This is a genomic window from Asticcacaulis sp. MM231 (assembly GCF_964186625.1).
Lineage (GTDB): Bacteria > Pseudomonadota > Alphaproteobacteria > Caulobacterales > Caulobacteraceae > Asticcacaulis.
In genome coordinates, this window is record NZ_OZ075110.1 from 170,271 (window position 1) to 192,575 (window position 22,305).

Here is a 22,305-nt window from a genome sequence, read left to right on the forward strand (position 1 = left end):
ATGGCGAGTGTAGTGTCTTATTGGAGAAGTTCAACGCCGTCGGCATCGAGGTGGAGGGTTCCGCTCCATGTCTTGCCGGTCAGGACGCTGGTGCCCTGGCCGTCCAGAACGACATCCTTCGGGCCGTAAGACGCATTGACGTAAAGTGTGCGGCCATCGACGACCCGGGCATAAACACCCTCCGGTGTTTTCGGTCCCGGCACGATCTTCAGTTGCTTGTACAGGCTGCGGTACAAAGGCTGCATGATTGACGGCTGAGCCGGTGTGGCGACATAGATCGCCTGCCCCTTGCCGAACGCGTTGACCGTGATGACCGGCGGCGATCCCTCGACATTGGAGAAACGCGCCATGACCTTTGCCGTCGAGGGTTCGAGCACTTCATAGAAGTTGATTGTGGTCGTGAAGTCGCTGTCGCCAATCTTGCCCGTCAGCGGCGCATAGTTGCGATAGAAGGCGTTGGTTTTCAGACCGAAAACATCGCTTAAACGGCCCGGCAGGGGCGTGTTGAACCACTGGTTGTGCTCATTGACCTTGGCCGAGAAGGCCGTCATGATGACCGTACCGCCCGCCTTGACATAGTTACGGATCGCATCGGCTGAGGCCTGTGTCATCAGGTATTCACCCGGCACGACCACGAGCTTGTACTGGCTGAGATCCTCATGGGCGATGTTGATCACGGCCACGTCGATATTGTCGTTATAGAGCGGGGCGAAGGCGTTGTGCTTTTGCTCCATGTAAGGCGTGGTGATGTATTGCTTGACCGTGTTGGACGGACCATTGGGACTGGACGCCACTTTTGATTCGAACGAGTAGGCGATCGCCGCCTGCGGCTCGAGCTTGCGCGGGAAACCCATTTTTTGCAGCTTCTTGAAGTCCGTGGCCATCGCGCCCCATTCATCGAGTTTCCACGACGGGGTGTCATCGTGATCGATCAGGCCAAACAGAGCCTGCTCCTCACCGCCCAGATGGCTGTTGAAGGTCCAGGCCAACATACCCTGACCGCCGTTGAGCAGTCCGAAATAGGCCCACATGCGCGACCGGCCCTTGGTGCCGTAATAGCCCCCGCCGCCCGCCTGAAACTCATTGAACCAACTCGGGGTCGTCAGCGCCCCCTTCATCATCATCGTCTCGAAGCCACCACTGATCGCGTCGCCATTGTAAAAGCCATACGACCCGTAGCTGACATAGGTCTTGTAGGTCGACAGATAGTCAAAGCCCTTGCGATCGCTTGAATCCCAGAGGTTCGAGATCGTCGGCTTGTCCGGCGCGTTGCGGCGGCGCGCCTGCTCCAGATCCATCAGGTTGTCTATAGTGACGTCAGACCAGAAGCGGCGCAGATCGAGGTAACGCTCAAAGGGGCCAGGGCCCTCGCCGTAGGGTAATTCGACCTGATCCCAATCGGTCAGGGTACGAGCCCAGCGCTGGGTTGCCCACGCCTTGTTCAAAGCCTCCAGCGTGACATATTTCTTCTGCAACCAGGCAATGAAGCGCGTGCGGTCGGCCGGCGAGTAGGACATGAAGCCGTTGCCGATTTCGTTATTGTACCCGATGGCGATGACCGCCGGGTTTTTGCCGTAGCGCTTGGTCATGGCCTCGGCGAGATCCCGGGCCAGCCGGCGATAATCCGGATCGCTGGTATCGTCCATGTAGCGCTCGGCGGCATAGAGCCGGGTGCCGTTCTGAGCCACCAGATCGACGCCGGGATATTTCTTGTGCAGCCACATCGGCGCCGGCTGTCCCGGAATGTCGACAATGACCTTGATGCCATTGGCGTGCATTTCGGCGATGACCGCATCGAACTTTTCAAAGGTGAAGACACCCTCAGCCGGCTGGAAATAATCCCACGACAGGTCACCCATTCTGACGACGGTAAAGCCTGCTTTTTTCATCAGGGCTATGTCCTGATGAATCTGTTGCGGCGTGCGATCGACCGGCTGATAGTTTGCGCCGATGTAGAGTTGTCCGGCGCCCGGCCAGTCCGGATGCCCCGCGGCGCTTTGGGCTGAGGCCACCCCGGTGATCGCTGCGAACAAGGCGGCGGTGCTGATAAGAAGAGCTTTAAGCTTCATGAGGCGTTTTCCTGAAAACTATACAACATGGCCGGTGCCACGCTGGGCACACGAAGCCGATAAAAAAGATTGAGGCTTAGGTGCGAAAGGTGATCTCAAACGCGCTGGAATGGCGCGTCGGCAGGGAGGCCGGCAGGTCGATGATCAGCGCCTCGGCCGTCTGGCGGAAGTTAAGCGCCTTCTTGACCCCCAGAAGCTTGACGCCACGCACGGTCTTAGCGCCTTGCTTTGATTTGCCCAACGCCTTCACGGCCACGCTTTGCACGGGCTCGCCCAGGGTGATCGCGTACAGCTTATCGCCGCGTGTCGTGAAGCGGATATCCTGCGCCGTATAGTCATTGGTTTCGCGGAAGGCGCCATCGACCGTTTCCGTCGGCCCCTCGCCAAAGCTATGCCACGGGCGCGTGCCGTGAATAGCGTCGCCATTGACCTTCATCCACGCCGCCAGCTCATCGAGCAGGGTCTGCGATTCCGGCGGCAGGCTGCCATCGGGATAGAGCACGACATTAAGCAGCAGATTGCCGTTCTTGCTGACGATGTCGGTCAGCATGGTAATCACCTGCGGCGCGGTCTTGTAGCTATAGTTGTCGCTGTAGAACCAGTCGCCGTTGGAGGTGTCGGTTTGCCACGGCCGCGGGTTGATGCCCTTGAGCACGCCGCGCTCGACATCCTGCACGCAGGTCTTGGCATGGAACTCACCCGAGCCCAGGTCCTTGCAGTTATAGACGGCCTGCACCGCGCCCTTTTGATCGGTGCTGCCGTTATAGAGGTGCGCCACCAGCGAACGGCCGACCACGCCGAACGGCAGGCCGCCGTCAGAATAGAGCAGATCCGGCTTGTAGGAGTCGATCAGATCGCTGATCCGATTATACCAAAGCTGATGATAGGCGGGATCTTTTGTATACCAGCTTACCGCATCACCGCGATACTCTTCGCCCCTATTGTCATGATAAAGATCGACGAATTTCGGATCAGCGCCGTCATAATTGACCCCCATCTTGGGCCAGAAGCGGTCAAACTGATGGCTGGTATAGAACCAGTTGTGGCTGGCGCCCAGATGCTCCGATACACCAAACCGCAGGCCACGTTTACGCGCGGCCTTGCTCCATTCGCCCACCACGTCACGCTTCGGTCCCATCTTCACGGCGTTCCAGCGATGCAGTTTTGAATCCCACAGATCGAAATTATCGTGGTGGACGCCCATGCTGACGAAATACTTGGCGCCGGCGGCTACATACTTATCCATAAGGGCTTCGGGATCGAATTTTTCCGCCGTCCACAACGGGATAATGTCCTTGTAGCCAAATTCGGAGGGATGGCCGTAGGCCTTCAGATGCTGGTCATAATGCGGATGTCCGGGCACGTACATGAAGCGGGCATACCAGTCACCGGCACGCGGCACAGCCTGCGGTCCCCAGTGCGCCCAGATGCCGAACTTGGCATCACGGAACCACTCCGGCGCCTCATAGGTTTCGAGCGATTCCACAGTTGGCTGGAACGGCCCCTTGGCGATGGGCAGCTTGTAATCGGGCACTTTGGATGCCGGCGCGCACGCGCCCTCCGTCGTATCGGCCTCAGCCCGCACAGCGGCGGCCAGACCCAAGGTCGCCAAAATCGGAGCGCCTGCCAACAGGCTACGTTTACTGATCCGCATGTTTAACTCCCTTGGCCGCACGCTTGCGGCATCCTGTTGTCTGCAAACGATTGGCGGCTATTGTCGGTGCCGGTACGCTGCTATTTTTCAAAAATCATTCGCATATATGAAATGACATTTCAATAGCAAAAAACCATAGGTTTTTCATCCCTCAGCAAGCCTAAAAACTTCGTTTTGATAAGTGCCTACCTCGATAGGGCATGTAGCCATATCTTGCGGGATGGCAGGCCCTCGACGCTGACCTCCACCTCGATAAGACCGGCCGTCGTGCCCGCCTGAACGGCGGCTACAACCTGGCCATGAAAGGTTTTGCGATCGCCCGACTGGAAACTGGCCGCGTCCTGAGGATTTCCATTGCCTATACCGGCCAGGCGACCGGCACCCGTGACCCGCACCTGCACCTGGCGATCATCAGCCCGGGCATAGATGGGCGCGCCCTTTGCATCGACCAGCGCTATGGTAACATAGGACAGGGCCTGACCATCCGCCTTGATCTGCGTCTTGTCGAGGCTCATCCGCGCATCGGTCGCTGCCCCTGCCGTGCGCAATTCCCAGCGCCCGGCGGCTTTGCCGTTTTGATACCCCACAGCCACAAGCGCACCGGGCGCATAGGGTACGGCATAGACGGCCTTGGACTCCGCGCCGACCGTTTTGCGCCCCAGGCTCTTGCCATTGAGGAACAGCTCAACGTCCGGATATTCCGAATAGACGACGACCTCAACCGGCTTGCCTTCCTGGCCGGGCCAGGTCCAGCTTGGATGCACGTCATCCAGGGACCAGTCGAGGTGGGGCGGCGTAATCGGGAACAGGTGACGGTCCGGCAGGTCTTCTGTGCCCTCAGGCTGTTTTACGAAGGCGGAAATCGGATCAATGCCGGTTTTCCACAGCACTTCGCGATAATAGGCCGCCGGACGCTTGCGGCCGGTCACGTCTATTTCACCGCTATAGGCCAGATGCCAGGGGTAAGGCCCCAGTATTTGCCAGTCCTGACTGTAGCCCATCCAACCAATCCCGGTCTCGCCGATATAGTCAAACGCCGTCCAGACGAAATCGCCGATGACCGAGGGCATCTTTTCAACGGGTTGCCAGTACCGATAGGCCTCTTTCGAGGTCGATTCCGAGGTATACATCACGCGGTTGGGAAACCGCGCATGATCGAGCGCAAACTGATCGGGCTGGTAATTATAGCCGGCGACATCGAGTTCTGCGAACTGGCCGGTGCTGTCGGGCGGCCCGATATTAACGCCTTGCGTCACCAACCGCGATGGATCCAGCGCCTTGACGCGGGCATTTAACTGACGCGCCGTTTCGATACCTTGCGGCTTGCCCTGTTCCGGGATTTCATTGCCTATGCTCCAAAACAGGACGCTGGGGTGATTACGTCCACTGATCACCATGCTATCGATATCACGGGCCCAGTTGGTGACGAAAAAGCGCGTATAGTCCTGCGGGCGTTTGCTGGTGTGCCAACTGTCAAAGGCTTCGTCGATGACCAGCATACCGAGTTCATCGGCGGCATCGAGTGTGGCCTGACTGGCCGGATTATGGGCGTTGCGTATGGCATTATAACCGGCGCCTTTCAGCAGGGCGACCTTGCGCGCATCGGCATCCACAACGCCCGCCGCGCCGATCATGTAGTTGTCATGATGGATATTACCGCCACGCAGTTCCACAGGTTTGCCGTTGACGCGCAAGCCATGGGCGGCGTCCACCTCAAGGGTGCGCATGCCAAACCGTGTACGGCGCTCATCGACCGTGGCGCCCGCTACCCGCACCTCCTGCTCGAGATGGTAAAGGTTCGGCGTCTTGATCGACCACAGTTTTGGATGGTCAACCGTCAGCTTTTGACGCCACTGAACCTGTCCCTTAGCCGCGACCGTTTGCTTTTCGCTGGTCTGCGCTACGATCAGGCCATCTGATGAGACAAGGCGGGACACCAGTTCAACCGCCTGGGCTTTAGCGCCGCAATTGGCCGTGGTCGCCTCTATGCTGGCGACACCTTGAGCCTCCGTGGCGACCGGCGTGGTGATAAAAACACTGTCCGGCTCGATATGGACGCAGTTGAGGACGTCCATCGTCACCGGCCGGAGGATGCCTGATCCGGCATACCAGCGTGACGACGGATCCGCGTGGTTGATGCGCACGGCGATGACATTATCCCCGGCCTTAACCAGCCCCGTCAGATCGACGGTAAAGGCGCTGTAGCCATAGGCATGGCTGGCGATTTTTTTGCCATTAAGCCATATATCGGCGTCCATATAGACCGCCTCGAAATTCAGGCGGATGATTTTGGCGGCGTCGGCGGCGTCCAGTGTCATATGACGGCGATACCAGCCGATCCCGCCCGGCAGGTAACCCGAATCCTGCCCGGCCTCAGCCTTCGGGTCAAACGGTGGGCTGCCATCCGGCTTATCCATAATAGACCAGTCATGCGGCACCGAAACGCGCACCCAGGCCTGATCCTTGAGCGCCGACGTCTGCGCTTCGGCAACATCGCCTTTTTGAAACAACCAGTCCTGCGATAAGGAACGCTGCTCGGCCTGCGCCAAGGGCGCCAGACATGTCATGACACCTGCCAAAATCAGTGCACAAAGAGGCAAACCAGAGTGTGTAGCGTGGCGCGTCATCATGTTTCGTTCCATTGCAAGTACCTGTTAAAATGCCTCAGAGGTCTGCCGGGCAGTAGGACTGAATAAAGTCAGCGTGACCCGGCAGGGCCTGAGCTGCCTTCATAACGGCCGATCTGAGCACCAGAATAGCGGTCTTCATGTCGTTCGCCGGTATACTGTCCGCAACGGGGTCGTGCCTGACGGGCGTGATGCCCTGACCGAGCATCACCGCCATCCAGCTATCTTCGGTAAACAGATCGTCCTTAAAGCGGAAGATGCGGCCACTGTCGCGGAACAGTTCCATCTTGTGCTTCAGGCTGTCCGGCACATCCATGTCGCGGCATTGCCGCCAGAGGGGCGTGTCGTCACGCTTGGTCGCTTTATAATGCAGAATGATGAAGTCGCGGATCTGCTCGTATTCGAGACGGCTTGCCTGGTTGAATTCATCACGCAAGGCCGGATTGACATCGCGGTCGGGGAAGAGGCGCATCAGCCGTGTGACGGCGGCCTGAACCAGATGAATACTGGTCGATTCGAGCGGCTCGATAAATCCCCCGGCCAAACCGATAGCGACCACATTCTTGTCCCAGAATGTCCGCCTGTGGCCGGCCTTGAACCGCAGGAAGCGAGGTTCCGCCAGGGCGCGGCCATCCAGGGTCTCCCGCAATCTGGCGGCGGCGGCCTCATCATCAAGGTGCGCACTGGAATAGACATAACCATTCCCCACCCTGTGTTGCAGGGGAATGCGCCAGCGCCAGCCGGCGGCGTCCGCCATCGAGCGCGTATAAGGCAGCAGAGGGCCTGCCTGTTCGCACGGCTGGGCGACCGCACGATCACAGGGCAGCCATTGGGTCCAGTCGACATAGCCCGCCTTCAGCGTTTGCTCGATCAGGAGTCCACGAAAACCGCTGCAGTCAAGAAAGAGATCGCCGTCAAGTGTGCGCCCGTCCTTGAGGACCAGCGAGGTGACGAAACCCTTCTCGTCCTGCCTGATTTCAGTGACCAGACCTTCGATCCGGAGGGCGCCGCGCGCTTCTGAATAGGCGCGCAAGTACCGGGCGTAAAGCGCCGCATCGAAGTGATAGGCATAGCGCAAGCTTGCGGCGAGCCCCCCCTTGGCTTTTGCCTTGCCAAAACGGTTCATCCGCGCCGCAATAAGCGTTAGATTGTAATCACTGATCTCGCCAACATCCGCAGCGTGTTCGCGCAATTTCAGCCACATCTGGTGAAACTTCACCTCAGGACGGTCAAGCCCGTAGGTCCCGAAGGGATGGATATAGGACTCACCCAAGCCTCCCCAATCGGTGAACTCTATGCCGAGCTTGAAGGTCGCACCGGTCTTGCGCATGAAATCGGCTTCATCAAGGCCCAGGATGGTATTGAAGTTTTGAATCGCCGGGATCGTTGCCTCGCCCACCCCGATTGTGCCGATGTCGTCGGATTCAACCAAGGTCACCGACACCTGGGACGCCGCCAAAAGGCGCGTCAAGGCCGCCGCCGCCATCCATCCGGAGGTTCCGCCGCCGACAATAACAACGCGACGTATAGGTTCAGTCGGCATGTTGCGTCTCCCGGCAGAAGCGGGCGACATAGTCATGATGGAACGGCATGGCTTGCGTGGTCTGTGCAATATAGTCGCGCACGGAGCGCATATGGGCTTCAAGTTCGGCGTTCGGGATCGTATCCACAAGCGAGTTGTAACCGCGTGGTGTCAGGCCCTGCCCTGTCATGACCGACATCCAGCTCGCACCGGTGAAAAGATGGTCCGCGGTAACGAGCATACGGCCGCGCGCGGCGAAAAGCTCAATCGCTTCGTTGACCGAGTCCGGCACCTCCATAGCCTGGCAATAGCGCCAGAACAGCGTGTCGTCCCGCTGTGTCACCTTGTAGTGCAGGATCAGGAAATCGCGCAGACGCTCGTACTCGGCCTCAGTATGGCGGTTGTAGGCGGCGATGTCAGCGGCTTCGAACCCCTTGTCCGGAAACAGAGCCAACAGCTTCAGAACACCGGTTTGAATGAGGTGGATGCTGGTCGATTCCAAGGGCTCCAGAAAGCCGGAAGCAAGACCAATGGCCACGCAATTCTTGATCCAGAACGCCTTACGCCGGCCGGTCACGAAGGGAATACGGCGCGGGGCGGCCAGGGGCTCGCCGTCCAGCGACTCCAGCAGCCGGCGCTCCGCAGCCTCGTCATCGATGAAGGCGCTGGAGAAAACGTAACCGTTGCCGACGCGGTGCTGCAAGGGTATGCGCCAGCGCCAGCCGGCGGTATCAGCCGTCGAACGTGTGTAGGGCGCAGCCGGGGCGGCATTGGCGCACGGCACCGCCACGGCCCGGTCGCACGGCAGCCAGTGCCGCCACGCGACAAAGCCGCTTTTCAGGGACTGTTCGATCAGAAGGGCGCGTTGGCCCGTGCAATCGATGAACAGGTCCCCCTCGATCGTCTGGCCGTCTTCCAGAACCAGGGCCTGCAAAAAACCCGTCTCGGCCTCGCTGCGCACATCCCTGATCTTACCTTCGAGGCGGGTGACGTCGCGCTTTTCACTATAGGTGCGCAAAAACCTGGCATAGAGACTGGCGTCGAAGTGAAAGGCGTATTTAATCGCCCCGACCGGCACACGTTCGCCGCCCACCGGATGGGTAAAGCGGTTGTTGCGCGCCGCCACGCAACAGAGGTTATAGTCGTCCAGCGTCGATACCTCGCCTGCCGCCGCTTTCATCCCGGCGTATTTCAGCCAAAGCTCATGAAAGAAGACATTGTTGAGATCGCGCCCGTAGGTGGTGAACGGGTGGATATAGCGGCGGCCGATATCACCCCAATCGACAAATTCGATGCCAAGCTTAAACGTCGCCTGACAGGTGCGCATAAATTCGGCCTGGTCTATGCCCAGCATCGTGTTGAAAAAATGAATGGCCGGGATGGTCGCTTCGCCGACGCCGATCGTGCCAATCTCGTCGGATTCGACCAGCGTGATCTTCATCGGACTGCCGGCAAAGGCCTTGCTGAGCGCGGCCGCCGTCATCCAGCCCGCCGTGCCGCCACCAGCGATAATCACATGTTGGATAGGTTCAGGCTTCATGTAACCACCCTGCCAACGGTATTTGACCGAACAGGAGGTTGGCCACTCCGACAGATGGCTTCGACGAGGTCGCGGTGGCTGGGCAGGAAGCGCAAGGCCTTGTCGGCATGGCGTTCGACTTCGCGGAAGGCCGCGCGCGCCGCGTCGAAATAACGATAGGCGTCTCGACGCGCGGAAAGATCGGTCGGAAATCTCATGCCGTAAAGCACCTGTCGCCAGTTGGTTTCGACGAACGTGTCATGGCCGTAATCCACATCAATAAAGTCCGGCATGCGATAGCGCCAGCGTTCAAGGCGGTCTTTCAGGGCATCGGAAAGAGACTCCGCCCGGCAATTATCGATCCAGAAATCGCTGTCGCGGCGCTGGCTCAGGCAATAGTGCAGCTTGATAAAGTCGAAGATATTTTCAAAGCGCCGGGTCATCTTGTCGTTAAACTGCCGGGCGGCGACATCGAGTGGCCCCGCCCACGGCAAAACGGCTGCCAGGAGCAAACCGGCGCTTTCGGCAAGGCCGATCCCCGTCGCTTCGAGCGGTTCGACGAACCCTGCCGACAGGCCAATAGCGACGCAGTTCTTGTGCCACTGGGTTTTGCGGTATCCGGTTTCAAAGGCGAGCCTGCGGGGTTCAATATCCTCTACGCCGGGGCCCATATAGGCTTTCAGGGTTTTTATCGCGTCGTCCTCGGAGCCATGATCCGACGAATAGACATAGCCCACGCCACGGCGGTGTCGCAGACCGATATCCCAGATCCAGCCGGCCTTTTCCGCCCTGGCTTTTGTGCAGGAGGGTATATCCCCGGCGGGATTATCGTAGGGCTGCTGTATGGCCACGGCGCGATCGACGAACAGTTCGTTACGACGCGAGACAAACGGGATATTCAGCGCGTCACCGATCAGCTGCGCCCGAAAGCCGGTGCAATCGATATAGAGGTCGGCGCGTTGATCGCCGTTTTTCTCCGTCGCCAACCGATTGATCGCCCCGTCGGCATCGAGGTGAACCGCGACGACCTTGTCGGTGATATGTTTGACGCCCATTTTGACCGCATGACGCGCCAGAATACCGGCGAAGGCAACCGCGTCGATATGATAGGCGTAGGCCAGCGTACCTGCGTAATCGGGCTGGCCCGGTTGCTTGGGGCCGCGCATTCCCTCGATAACCCGTGCCTGGGGGTTGGCGGCTGAGGCCCATGGCAGACCGCCGCCCTCGCCCAGAAGCCAGTAGGGCAGAAGATCCATGCCGCCCGGACGGCTGACCGGATGGAAAAGGTGATAATAGCTGTCGTCGCCACGCGCCCAGTTCTCAAAGCGGACGCCCTGTTTGAAGGTGGCACCGGCTTCTGTGAACAGCAGGCGCTCATCGAGCCCAATACGCGACAAGGTTTTCAGGATACTGGGGAAGGTCCCCTCGCCCACCCCTATGGGGCCGATCTCCGGCGCTTCGATCACGGTGAGTTGGACGCCGCCGGGACGGTCACTGGATAACATACGCGCGAGATAATTCGCCGTTACCCAGCCCGCGGTACCGCCTCCGACAATAGTAATGGCTTTTATCACGACATACGGTCTCGAAATCTCTGGGGACCTGGGGCCAAATCTTGCGCCGGATGGCTCTGCGCAAGGGGTGCGAAAAGCCATCCGGACTTAAGACTTAGTAAGCGAAGTTAAGACCGAACTCGATACGACGATCCGATTCATAGTAATTACGCGGGTAGAACTTGCCCGGTTTTATCTCCATATCGCTTCTTGCTACCTCGTTTGTCAGGTTACTGGCCTGCACGGAAATCCGAATGCGGTCGCTGACCTTGTAGTTGGCGCCGAAATCGAGCTGACCGTAATCACGCCCATAGAGCGGCAGGTTATAGTGGATGGTCTCACAATGGCCCTCAGTATCCGAACAGTAGGTGTAGCCACTGCCGACCGTGCCTGTTCCGTTGGTATTGGTGCCCATCAGGAAACGACTGCGCCAGTTATAGGCCAATCCGACATACAAAGGCCCCTTCGAATACATCAGATTCAGATTGTAGGTGTAACGCGACAGACCCACGACGGGCAGAGCGGAGAAGCGGTTGCCATCCAGATCATACGCTTTCGGCGCCGGGTTGCGGCTTTCAATATAGGTGAAGTTGGCATCGATTCCGAAACCGCTCCAGAAGCCGGGAAGGCTGTCAAAGAAGGTGCGACCGCCAAATTCAAAACCCTTGATCGTTGCGTTTTCATCGGCGTTTGTCGCCTGACTGGTCGTCAGGGTTGACACGCCCGAAACAGCCGTGCCGTCCGTTTTGGTGAAGTCGTAAGGGAAGGGAACGACCGAGTCACCGAAGACAATCAGATCTTTGAGATCCTTATGGAAGAAGGCGAGATGGGCCGTCGTGCTCCAGCTTTTGTACCACTCCAGCGAAAGATCAAAGTTTGTGGCGATCGTGGGCTTCAGCGTCGTGTTGCCAATACTGGCCGTCACGCGGTCGAAGATCGGCTTGAAGACGTGGTTCACCTCTCCGCCAGGGGTCGATTCGGTATAGTTGTTACCGTTCAGCTGCGTGGTGACCGATCCATTGCCCGCGACCGTGATGTCCGAGAAGGATGGACGCGACATGGTCTGGTTGGCCGCCAGGCGAACAAAGAAGGTGTCGGACGGCTTGAAGTTGATGTTGAACGCCGGCAGAGCGCGCGCATCTTCACTTTCGTCGACGCGATTTTGTACATCTTCTGACAGATGCACGGCGCGCGGCGTCAAGGTGCCTGTCGGATCAGCCTGGAAGTCGGCATTGGCATCGGCCTGATTCATATAGAAATCACTTTGCGCAAAGACAAAGTTGCCGCTCGCCTCGGTAGAGGTCTTAGTATAACGGATACCGACATTACCCGTATAGGGCACGCCGAAAAGTCCCGTCTCGCTGCCGAACTTGGCCATAAGATAGACCGACTCCGTTTTCACCGCCGTGCGCGACCCACCATGCTTGTGTTGCACAACTTGTTCAGGCGTCACCGGCACGACCGTACCGTCGGCCAGGGTTATGGTGTTACTGTAGCCATAGGTATTCATGATGTACGCGAAGTCATTGGACTTCAGAAGATCAGACGACGGCACATAGAAAACGCCCGGAACGGGCACGTCATTATGGAAGAAATTATCGAAGCCATAATATTCGCTGTCTTCCGCTGGGCCATCGGACAAATGGGTTACAGGCGATCCATTCCAGCCCGCCCCCAAGGACGCCCAGTAGGTGCCATCATAATTGTCGTGCTCGACCCGGTTGGCTTCACGAACGCCCATGCTGATCGTCTTGAAGAAGCCATCCCCCAGTTCGTAATCAGCATCGAGATTGGCAGCCACCATCGTGGCGTGATTGTTGGTCGGGCGCCAACTGATCTGACTCCATTGATAGCTGGCAGGGGAGGTCAGGGACTGAGAATTATCGATCAGGAACTTGGGCGTATCGCCACTCAGATCGACGCTGAAGCCTGTGACGGGCACAGACAGACCTGCCGACATACCGGTGGATTTCGCCGACGAATCGACAAACTGCAAAGCGCCGCGCGCACGCAGACGATCGCCCGTCCAGGTAAAGCCCTGGCTGAAGTCGCGGGTGATATTATCCGTCGTCGAGAAACCCCGACTGCTGCCGGCAGATGAGTTTGCGACCGCACAGCTGGGAGGCGACGCACCCCAATCCAGACTGGTGGCCTGTTGACCATAGGGCGCGTTACAATCGACCTGCTGATCTTCGCTAAGCCAGCCCTGGCCAACGGTAGAGCCAGCGCTGCCGTCGTTAAAGGAGGCATTCGACATGTGATCGGCCGTGACCAGAACGCCGTTTTCGTCAAAGGTGGCGTCGCCGGAGGTCGGCATGAGGCGATCGCTCGACAGCCAGGCGCTCGTGCCGTTGTTGTTGCTGGTGTAGTGGGTCTGGAAGAAGGTCTGGAAAATCACCAGATGATCATTCGGCCTCCACTGGAAGGCTTCATAAAGCCCCGTGCGCTCGCGCTCAAAGTGATCGTCGCCCCAGCCGAAACCCGCCGGCATGTAGCGGTCCTCGCCCTGGTAGAGCTTCTTGTAGTAGGGCTCGACGCTGAGATGGCCCGTCTGGGACAGGAATTTCGAATAGGCCACATCGACCAGGAAACCCATTTCGCCGACCGGGGTGTCGAAACGCTTGGTGACAAGGGCTGAAATCGACGGCGAGGACCGCCCGACCAGGTCCCCCTTGCTGAGCCCGACTGACCCCTCAAACGCCGGCTTTTTGTAGTCAAACGGCATCTTGGTGCGCAGGTCGATGGAGCCGCCCGTTCCGCCTTCGATCAGGTCAACACGCGTCGCCTTGTAGACGTCAACCGCAGCCATCAGTTCCGGCGTAACCTCGCCCCACATCAATCCGGAACCGCCATTGGCGGAAAAGACTTCGCGACCATTGAGCATGCTGCTGGGATTTGACAGGCCGCGAATCTGAATACCCGAGCCTTCTACCTGGAAGGAATCGCCAGACCCATTGAAGCGGCTCATGGTGACGCCCGGAATGCGCGCCAGCACCTCAGTGATCGAATTGTCCGGCAAACGGCCGGCTTCGTCGGCCACCACAGAATCGATCATGGTGTCGGATTTTTTCTTCAACTCGGTGGCGCTTTGCAGCGCCTTGCGGCGGGCCGTAACGACGACAACCGTATCATCGCGCTTTGCAGTGGCGTCCGTCGTGGTCTCCGAGGGTGCCTCCTGCGCCTGAGCGGACGCTGCGAACGTCACCAGCGTCAGGGCGGAAACGCCCACGCTCAGCCAAAGCTTCAATCTCGCTTGTTTCATGCCTGTTTCCTCATGTTCGGGACTGACGCCGATCGTCGACCCGTTATTCGTTATCGCGGCACAAAAGCTGTCCGCTTATTGTAGGATAATAGCCACTGATGACCGGAACAATTCAATAATAAAATGATGTTTCATATTCAAAATGAAAGACTGTTGCGTCTTAGACACAAAATGGTAGGAATTTGGCAAGCTTTTGGACCAATATGCCACAATGCGTTCGGCTTGAGGGGCAGGCGTTCCTGATTGTAACATTTACGGGAACTGCCATAAGTAAATTATATTTTTATTTGTAAATTGCAAGGGCACTCTTAAGCCGGAAGAGTCTCGGCTTTGCTGCGCGATAGCCTATCAAAAAGGCCCCCTCGCGCTCGGACAAGGGGGCCAAAATGCAACTCGAGGCCAACCAGGGAGTATAAAACCTCGACGACATACTCATATCGCCTGATATGGTTACCGTAGACATTGGAAAAAATCAAATATAAAATACTATTTTGTTTATAAAAATTAGACATACTTTCGATTAAATTATATTGCCCCTGCCGGACCCCGAAATTGACATGGTTTTTTATATATGATGTTCATAGGATGACCTCTTAATAACACTCTGGTCGTTTTGGTCAGGCGATCACCCATCGCCTACCGGGATCAGGACCGCAGCCCGAGACCAAAAATGACGAATGGCGCGAAAAGCTCGACCATGGCACGACGTACGGCCGAAACCGATGACGCTGAAGAGGCCGGCGATGCCCGTTATCGTGCGCCGGCGCTTGAAAAGGGGCTCGATATCATCGAACTGCTTGCGGCGGCGGCGCGTCCCATGCCCCCGAAGCAGATCTCCGAGCAGTTGAACAAATCGGTCAGCGAGTTGTTTCGCATGGTTCAGGTGCTTGAAAACCGCGGTTACGTCGCCATGGCTGAAAACCAAAGTGGCTATGAGCTGACAAACAAGCTGTTTTCACTGGGCATGTCACGCGGCATCAGTAAAAACCTCCTCGATCACGCCATGCCAGCCATGCGCTCTCTCGCGGAGAATATCCTTCAAGCCTGCCATATCGTTGTCGCCTCGGATGAGCAGATTGTCGTGGTGGGGCAGATGGACGCGCCGTCCATTCCCAGTTTTCATATCCGGGTAGGTTTCCGGCAGAATATTACCGGGACGGCAGCAGGCGCCGTATTGTACGCCTTCCAGCGGCCCAAGGTGCGTGACGCATGGCGGGCCGCTCTGCAGCCAACGGTCACTGAACCTGAGTGGGAAGCCTTCGAGGATCAGGCGTATTGCGCCCGCGCCAAGGGGGTTCTGGTGGCTCCGAGCCTCTACGCCGACAGCATCACGGATATTTCGTGCCCGGTCTTCAGCGACCGCGGCGTGCTGGCGGTGATGACAGTCCCGCACATCAAAAGTAAACTCAGCGTAAGTCTTGAGGAATGCGCCGCCACCCTGATCGAGACGGTATCTGGCCTGTCAAAGGCTTTAGGCGCGCCCGAGTCGCTCATCGACGTCAGCCAATTTCGGTGACGTCGGAAGGGTAAAGACAAAGACCGCGCTCCACGTGTCCTGTGCGCCGAGAAAGAGCAGGTCGCCGCCATGCGCCAGGGCGATTTGCCGCGCCAGATTCAGTCCCGTCCCCGTACCGTTCGGCTTGGTCGTGACAAAGGCATGAAACATCTGATCGATAAGCGTTTCCGGCACGCCGCAACCCTGATCGGCAATGACAATGCGAATATCCTTAATGTCGCTTTCCAATGCTATGCGAATGAGACCGCCGCCGGACAGGGAGTCCGCGGCCTCGGCGGCATTGGTCAGGACATTGAGCAGCGCCTGGATAAGAAGGGTTTCATCGACATCAAGCTGTGGATCATCCGGCGGCAGATCGAGTTCGATGGATACCCTTTTGGCGGCCTCACTCTGCTGGAAGACCAGAACCACATTGCCAAGCAAGGCTCCCAGCGCGACCGGCCGGCGTACGGGTTCAGGCAATCTCGCCATGGAGCGATAGGCCTCGACAAAACGCGCCAAGCCGCCTGCGCGTTCCGACAATAAGGTCAAGGCGTCGCGCGCGTCGCGCGACGCCGGCGACGTTTCATCCTGCAGATAGTCGCGCGCGATTCCGGCCAGAATTCGCCACCGGAGTCAGCGAATTCATAATTTCATGGCTGAGCACCCTGAGCAGGTCGCGCAGGGCTGTGGCCTCCGCCATGCGGATTTCGGACTGGATGTCGGTCAAGCTGATAAGTCGGATGGTATAGTGCGCGGTGATGAAGTCACTAATGCCGACCGCATAGGTCCGGCCAAACAGGGTCAGCGAACCCGGCATTCCCGGATCTGTCCGGGTGACGGACGCGATAAGGCTTTGTGGCGGATCGGCAATCAGGTCATCCGTGCGGAAGAGACTGCGCGCCGCCCGATTGACCGCCTGCAAACCTTCTGCGGCACTGAACCTGAGAAGCGGCAGGGGCACCTGATCGATCAGCACCGTCAGAGGCTCCGTGCGGTCATGCCGGACGACGTTCAGGACCGGCGGATCCGGCAAGGTCTGGGACTGGAGGCTCATCAGGCATGCCAGACAGCCCGCGGCGATGAGAACGCCGAACGCTGCATTGCCCCAAAGCTGGTTTTGGAGCGCGTTGGTCACAAGGGCGGACGCGCCTATGAGACCCGCCACAGTGACCAGAAAGGATAGGCGTGACTTAAAGGCCATGCCTGGCCATCCGACGATATAAGGTCTGACGCGTCAGACCAAGTTCCATGGCCGCTTTGGAAATATTGAAATTGTGGCGGCTCAGCGCCTCTTCAATGACGAGCCTTTCCGTACGTTCGAGATTGAGCCCCAGGTCCGGTGTGGCTGTGCCGCTTGGCAGATCAAGATCCGCCGCCGTCGCCACCGGTCCATCACAGGCTACAAGCGCGCGCTCCACAACGCGTCGCAAGGCATGCAGGTTATCCGGCCAGGCGTATCCGCGCAAAGCGATGATGGCATCCGGCGCCAGGCTTCGGGCGCCCAGCCCCTGCCGCAGGGCGAAAACCCTGGCGAAATGATGGGAAAGCAGGTCTATGTCATGGCCCCGATCACGTAGCGGCGGCAGCACCATTTCAAGTGTGCTCAGCGCATAAAGCAGGGCTTTTTGAAGGCCTATCTCCATATGGTGCCGGCTGGTCGTTGCTACAAAGCGGGTATTACGCCGGCTGGCGTCGGCAAGCGCAGCCAGCAGGGCCTGTGTAAGGTCAGGGGCAAGACCATCGATATCCTCAAGCACCAAGGTCGCGTTCGTAATATTGGCCAGATCAGACACATCAGCAAGCGTGAGGCTCGCCGCCTGCAGGATCTTCACGTCCGAGCGAAGCGACTGGCGGTGGAGCGCCTGAGCCACCAGGCTCTTTCCCGTTCCGCTCTCGCCCATCAGAAGAACCGAGGCTGTCAGGGGCGCGTATTTCGTGATCAGTTCTCGCGTGCGCACCAAAGCATCACACGCCCCGACGATCACGCCAGCGTCAAGCGTTGCAAGCCCGTCCGCAAGTTCGGGAGGTTGCGGGTTTCCGCGTTGCGCGATGGCCTCTTCGATGGCCTCCAGAAGCCGCGCATTGTTCCATGGCTTCATGACGAAGTTCTTCGCGCCGGCCCGCAGCGCCTGAACGGCTATGGTCAATCCGCTGTGCCCTGTCACAACGATGACAACCGCATGAGGATCATGCCTCAGGATTTCGCGCAGACAGGCCAGTCCCTCCTCCCCTGACATCTGCGCGCGCGAAAAATTCAGGTCCAGAAGTATGACGTCCACAGGTTCGGCACTCAGAATACCATAGGCTTCGGCGGGATTGAGGGCCTGGCGAAAGTCGTAACCCAGTTTCAGCAGGAAAAGCTCTGCCGTCTTCAGGACCCCGGGGTCATCATCGATAAACAAGATCTTGCGCGCGGGCATGTACGAATCCGGACACTGTGGACAGTTGGTGTCTAAATGTCCGCGAAAAGCAGAAAAAGTCAAATGATTTTGGCATGTTAGTTCGGGCGTCCTACGGTGTTAGACTGCCCGTAACCATAAGGAAACGCGCATGAGAAGCCAAAACAATGTCCGTCGGAGCGAACCAACGTCATTGACCGCCCCCGTCTTGCCTAAATCAGCAAGCACGGGTTCACGCGGCCTGACCCTGGGGCTTAAGGTTCTGGAGCATCTCGCCACCTGCGAAACACCGGCGACACAACAAACGATTGCGAGCGCTTTGAAGATATCCGGTTCGTCGGTTTACCGTTCGATGGTCGTCCTTGAGCAGCGCGGCTACGTGGCGCGGATCGGCAAGGACGGTGCCTACGCGACCACCCGAAAGCTGTTCCATATCCAGTCGACGGCCGATACCCACCAGAGATTGCTCAGTCATGCTCAGCCCATCATGTGCACTTTGTCCGAAAGCATTTCGCAATCGTGCAACCTGTCGATTCCGATCGCGGCAGATATGCAGGTCGTAAGCCATCAAGAATCATCTGGCCCCTACGGAATCAACGTCCCGATCGGATTCCGCTACGATATTCCGAACTCTGCTCCCGGGCTGGCTTTTACGGCGTTTATGAAACATTCCGATCCTGCGAGTTGGCCACAGGGCCTCTCCACGACCATTGACGCGCAATGGACCTCATTGAAAAAAACGGTGCAGGCGGCAACTGAAGCCGGGTTCACAAAGGTTGCCAATCCGTACCTACCCGATGTTATCGACCTATCGTGCCCCATCTTCGACAAGAGCCGGTTCGTGGCCGCCCTGACCGTTCCGTACATCAAAACCAGCACAAGTCCGAGCCTCACCTGGTGTCTGGCGGCGTTGCAACAGGCGGCTGAGCGCCTGAACGCGTCGCTGCAAAGCGAGGCGTTGGTCTCCTGACGGCTTGCGGCTGCCTCCCGTCACGGGTCGGCCAACCCTGCCGCCCCGGAACACGCCACACAGGCTCGGAATATGTTAAAGCGTCCTGACATTATAGGTTTCATGTCTCCGCCAAAGGTGTATGGCGTTCCCATGCCGCTTATCAGTCTTAAGAACCTGGAGTTCACGTACGAAACACCGGAACGACGCGTCGAGGTGTTGCGGGGCGTTTCACTCGACATCGAACCGGGCGAGTTCGTTGCCATTTGCGGCCCCTCTGGCTGTGGTAAATCGACCCTGCTCAACATACTGGGGACGCTGGAGCGTCCGTCATCCGGCCAGTACATCTACGACGGCGACACTCTGGACGACCGTACGCCCGGTCAGCTTGCGCAACTCAGGGCGAAGGATATCGGCTTTGTGTTCCAGAGCTTCAACCTGATCGACAGCCTGACGGTCTATGACAATATCGAGTTGGCCCTGCTGTACCGAAACGAACGCGACAAAAACCGGCGGGCCCGGATCATGGAGGCCATGGATCGCGTCGGCATAGCCCATCGGGCCAACCATTTGCCCCGGCAACTGTCCGGCGGACAGCAACAGCGCTGTGCCATAGCCCGCGCGATTGTCGGACGTCCCGCTATCCTTTTGGCCGACGAACCGACAGGTAATCTTGATTCGGAAAATGCGGCTCAGATTTTCGGCATTCTCAAAGCGCTTCACCTGGAAGGCAGTACGCTGGTCGTGGTCACCCACTCCCCCAGCCAGGCCGATCAGGCGGAACGGGTTGTGGAAATGCTGGACGGCCGCATCCAGTTTACACGGCGCCGTCTGTTATGAGTCTGCGTGCGTCGAGTTCCTGTCCATATATGCCGCTCGCTGTTCCGTTTCTGGGGGGTAAGCCTCCTTAACATTATCGGGCTGGCCATAGGTTTCGCGGCCGCCCTCATTATCGGACTGTACGTCACAAGCGAACTCAGTTTCGATCGCTTCATTCCGCAGGCAGACGGCATATACCTGGTGACCACGGTCTACAGCCCCGCCAACAGCCCTTTGGTCAGCAATGACAAATCCCCGGCCGGGCTGGCGGGCTGGCTTCGCGCCCGGGCGCCGGACGTGGAAGACGCCGTGCGGCTGCATCCGGTCGAATGGTCGGTTAAATCATCACGCTTCGCGTCGCTGGAACGTCTCTACTGGGCCGACGCCAGGTTTTTTGACGTCTTGCACCTCAAGGCCGTCGCCGGCAAACTGGACACAGCGCTCGACCAGCCCTTCAAGATGGTCCTGACCCAAAAGATGGCACGGCGGTACTTCGGCCGGGACGATGTCGTAGGGCAGATTTTGCTGATCAACGGGGCCTCTCCTGTCGAGGTTACGGCCGTTTTGGCCGATTTCCCCGCCAATACGAGCCTTGACCGCGAAATTTTTGTCTCTGGCCACAGCGATTACAGCATGTTGACTGTGCTTGACAAAAACCCGGATTGGCAGTGGGCGTCGTGCTATACCTTCGTGAAACTCCTGCCGGGAAGGCGCCTGACAGCCGATACGGTCAAACGCATCGCCGCCGACAGTTGGCATAGTGGCAGTAATTTCCCGGCAAGATTCACCCTCACCCCGCTGCCTGAGGTGCATTTCCAGCCGGAGGCTGACAGCCAGATTGTCACTCGCAGCCACAGGGATACGGTCTTTGCCATGGCCGCCGTCTCCGCCGTCATCCTGCTTCTCGCTGCGGCGAATCTGGCGGGGCTGATGACGGCCCAAATCGACGAACGCAGCCCTGAGATGTCGGTGCGCCGCAGTTTGGGCGCCCAGCGGCATCACCTGTTCTTACATATCTTGTTTGAGGCGCTTGTTATTCATCTCATCGCTTTGTCCGCGGGGCTTGCCCTGGTCGAGAGGTTGCTGCCGTTCATCAATGCGCCCATGGGACTGAAGCTATCGCTCTGGTCGTCACCAGGCTTTATCGCTTGGTTTGTCACAGGCGCGATCCTCACGGGCATGCTGGGGGCCCTTTATCCGGCCACCGTTCTATCAGCGCCACGACACGGTTATGCGGCAGGCCTAACCGCCCATAATCGTTCCTACCTTAGCCGCGTTGGCTGGATAACGGTGCAGTTCACCCTGCTCATAACACTCCTGATTTCTTCACAGGTCGTCCATCGGCAGTGGATGTTCGCCACCGGAACCGCGCTGAATTTCGACGCAGACCGCGTTCTTCAGATCGTCACCTACGATACGCTTCACCAGTTTGACTTCAAGCGACGCATCCTCGCCCTTCCCGGCGTCGCTGATGCCTCCTTCTCACGTTTTATTCCCGAAGAAAGGGACATTCGACCGGGTTGGGCCGTGGCGCCGGGCGGACGGCGTGTCCAGTTCAACCGGCAATCGGTTGATGCGAACTTCTTCGATATGTTCGGCGTGCGCCTTCTGGCAGGCAGACCCTTCTCCGGCGTCTACTACGCCGAAACGCCGCCGACTGAGGTGATCCTCAGCCGCTCGGCGGTCGAGGCCCTGGGATATCGCCGGCCGGCCGACGCGATTGGCCACGTGCTTGATTATGAGGCCGATCGCATTCACATCCGGTCAACGGTTATAGGCGTGGTCGACGACATGCGCACCAACACGGTGCGCAAAGCCTTGCAGCCGATGGTTTTTGACAACCAGTCGTTTTCCTTCACCCGCCTCAATGTCAGGCTGAAGCCAGGCGACGAAGCGGCGGCGCTCGCGGCTATTGATAGGGCCTGGCAACAGCAATATCCGGACTACAATCCCATCTACCGCTACTTTTATTCGGAATATCTGAGCGATCTCTATCAGGACATGAAGCAGCAATGGTGGGCTTTCGCCCTGCTCTCGGTTGTTGGTATCTGCCTGTCCGTTTTGGGCCTGAGCGGACTGTCTATCTACCTGGCGCGGGCGCGCAGCCGTGAAATCGCCATCCGCAACGCCTTGGGGGCTCGCTTTTGGGATATTGTCCGGCTCAGGGTGGCGCCCTTCGTTAAACCCTTTCTGATCGCCAACCTGGCCGCTGGCCTTTTATCCTGGCTTTTGATGTCGTGGTGGCTGAGGTCCTTTGACGCCCACATTGCGTTAAACCCCGCCGCCTTTGTGAGCGCCGGGGGTCTTACGCTCCTTATCACCCTGATCACCCTTACCGTTCACATTGTCCTGACATCGCCGGACCGCTCAAGTCAGCCGCTGCGCACGTTCTGATCCTTTCGCGCCCTTAAGCCTTGCGCGTCCGCTCACATCT

At 58.4% G+C, this 22,305-nt stretch carries 14 protein-coding genes; 4 read left to right on the forward strand and 10 right to left on the reverse strand.

Features of this window, described 5'->3' with window-relative positions:
- Positions 1-17: 17 nt before the first annotated feature.
- The 7 genes from ABQ278_RS20035 to ABQ278_RS20065 all read right to left on the reverse strand — a co-directional run bounded on the left by ABQ278_RS20035 (position 18) and on the right by ABQ278_RS20065 (position 14,206).
- The gene (locus ABQ278_RS20035) at positions 18-2,069 is read right to left on the reverse strand and encodes a beta-galactosidase (RefSeq protein ID WP_349322789.1); all 2,052 of its coding nucleotides are present in this window, start codon (positions 2,067-2,069) and stop codon (positions 18-20) included.
- A gap of 76 nt (positions 2,070-2,145) precedes the next feature.
- Positions 2,146-3,723, reverse strand: a complete 1,578-nt coding sequence (locus ABQ278_RS20040; protein ID WP_349322790.1) for an alpha-L-fucosidase — start codon at positions 3,721-3,723, stop codon at positions 2,146-2,148.
- A 185-nt stretch (positions 3,724-3,908) separates the two neighbouring features.
- Entirely contained in the window at positions 3,909-6,290 is a 2,382-nt protein-coding gene (locus tag ABQ278_RS20045; RefSeq protein ID WP_349322791.1) for a glycoside hydrolase family 2 TIM barrel-domain containing protein, read from the reverse strand.
- A 97-nt stretch (positions 6,291-6,387) separates the two neighbouring features.
- On the reverse strand, positions 6,388-7,893 hold the full coding sequence (locus ABQ278_RS20050) for a tryptophan halogenase family protein (protein ID WP_349322792.1): 1,506 nt from the start codon (positions 7,891-7,893) through the stop codon (positions 6,388-6,390).
- The gene (locus ABQ278_RS20055; RefSeq protein WP_349322793.1) at positions 7,883-9,412 is read right to left on the reverse strand and encodes a tryptophan halogenase family protein; all 1,530 of its coding nucleotides are present in this window, start codon (positions 9,410-9,412) and stop codon (positions 7,883-7,885) included. Before ABQ278_RS20055 ends, ABQ278_RS20050 begins: the two co-directional genes overlap by 11 nt.
- A complete protein-coding gene (locus ABQ278_RS20060) occupies positions 9,409-10,965 on the reverse strand; it encodes a tryptophan halogenase family protein (protein ID WP_349322794.1) in 1,557 nt (518 codons plus the stop codon). Before ABQ278_RS20060 ends, ABQ278_RS20055 begins: the two co-directional genes overlap by 4 nt.
- Before the next feature lie 94 nt (positions 10,966-11,059).
- Positions 11,060-14,206 (reverse strand): TonB-dependent receptor, encoded by a 3,147-nt coding sequence (locus ABQ278_RS20065; protein ID WP_349322795.1) that lies wholly within the window; start codon positions 14,204-14,206, stop codon positions 11,060-11,062.
- 697 nt (positions 14,207-14,903) lie between these two features.
- Here ABQ278_RS20065 and ABQ278_RS20070 point away from each other — a divergent pair.
- Complete coding sequence (locus tag ABQ278_RS20070) at positions 14,904-15,722, forward strand: IclR family transcriptional regulator (protein WP_349322796.1); 819 nt, start codon at positions 14,904-14,906, stop codon at positions 15,720-15,722.
- Here the strand turns inward: ABQ278_RS20070 and ABQ278_RS20075 are convergent.
- The 3 genes from ABQ278_RS20075 to ABQ278_RS20085 are packed head-to-tail and all read right to left on the reverse strand — an operon-like array spanning position 15,678 to position 18,124.
- Positions 15,678-16,253 (reverse strand): ATP-binding protein, encoded by a 576-nt coding sequence (locus ABQ278_RS20075; RefSeq protein ID WP_349322797.1) that lies wholly within the window; start codon positions 16,251-16,253, stop codon positions 15,678-15,680. The genes ABQ278_RS20070 and ABQ278_RS20075 overlap by 45 nt on opposite strands.
- A 34-nt stretch (positions 16,254-16,287) precedes the next feature.
- The gene (locus tag ABQ278_RS20080) at positions 16,288-16,905 is read right to left on the reverse strand and encodes a hypothetical protein (RefSeq protein WP_349322798.1); all 618 of its coding nucleotides are present in this window, start codon (positions 16,903-16,905) and stop codon (positions 16,288-16,290) included.
- Positions 16,895-18,124 (reverse strand): response regulator, encoded by a 1,230-nt coding sequence (locus tag ABQ278_RS20085; RefSeq protein ID WP_349322799.1) that lies wholly within the window; start codon positions 18,122-18,124, stop codon positions 16,895-16,897. Before ABQ278_RS20085 ends, ABQ278_RS20080 begins: the two co-directional genes overlap by 11 nt.
- Before the next feature lie 130 nt (positions 18,125-18,254).
- Here ABQ278_RS20085 and ABQ278_RS20090 point away from each other — a divergent pair, with 130 nt between their 5' ends.
- From ABQ278_RS20090 to ABQ278_RS20100, 3 genes are all read left to right on the forward strand, one after another.
- Positions 18,255-19,073 carry a helix-turn-helix domain-containing protein gene (locus ABQ278_RS20090; protein WP_349322800.1) on the forward strand — a complete coding sequence of 273 codons (819 nt, stop codon included), beginning with the start codon at positions 18,255-18,257 and terminating at the stop codon, positions 19,071-19,073.
- 132 nt (positions 19,074-19,205) lie between these two features.
- On the forward strand, positions 19,206-19,892 hold the full coding sequence (locus tag ABQ278_RS20095; protein WP_349322801.1) for an ABC transporter ATP-binding protein: 687 nt from the start codon (positions 19,206-19,208) through the stop codon (positions 19,890-19,892).
- A gap of 6 nt (positions 19,893-19,898) precedes the next feature.
- Positions 19,899-22,265 carry an ABC transporter permease gene (locus ABQ278_RS20100; RefSeq protein WP_349322802.1) on the forward strand — a complete coding sequence of 789 codons (2,367 nt, stop codon included), beginning with the start codon at positions 19,899-19,901 and terminating at the stop codon, positions 22,263-22,265.
- The last annotated feature ends 40 nt before the right edge of the window (positions 22,266-22,305 follow it).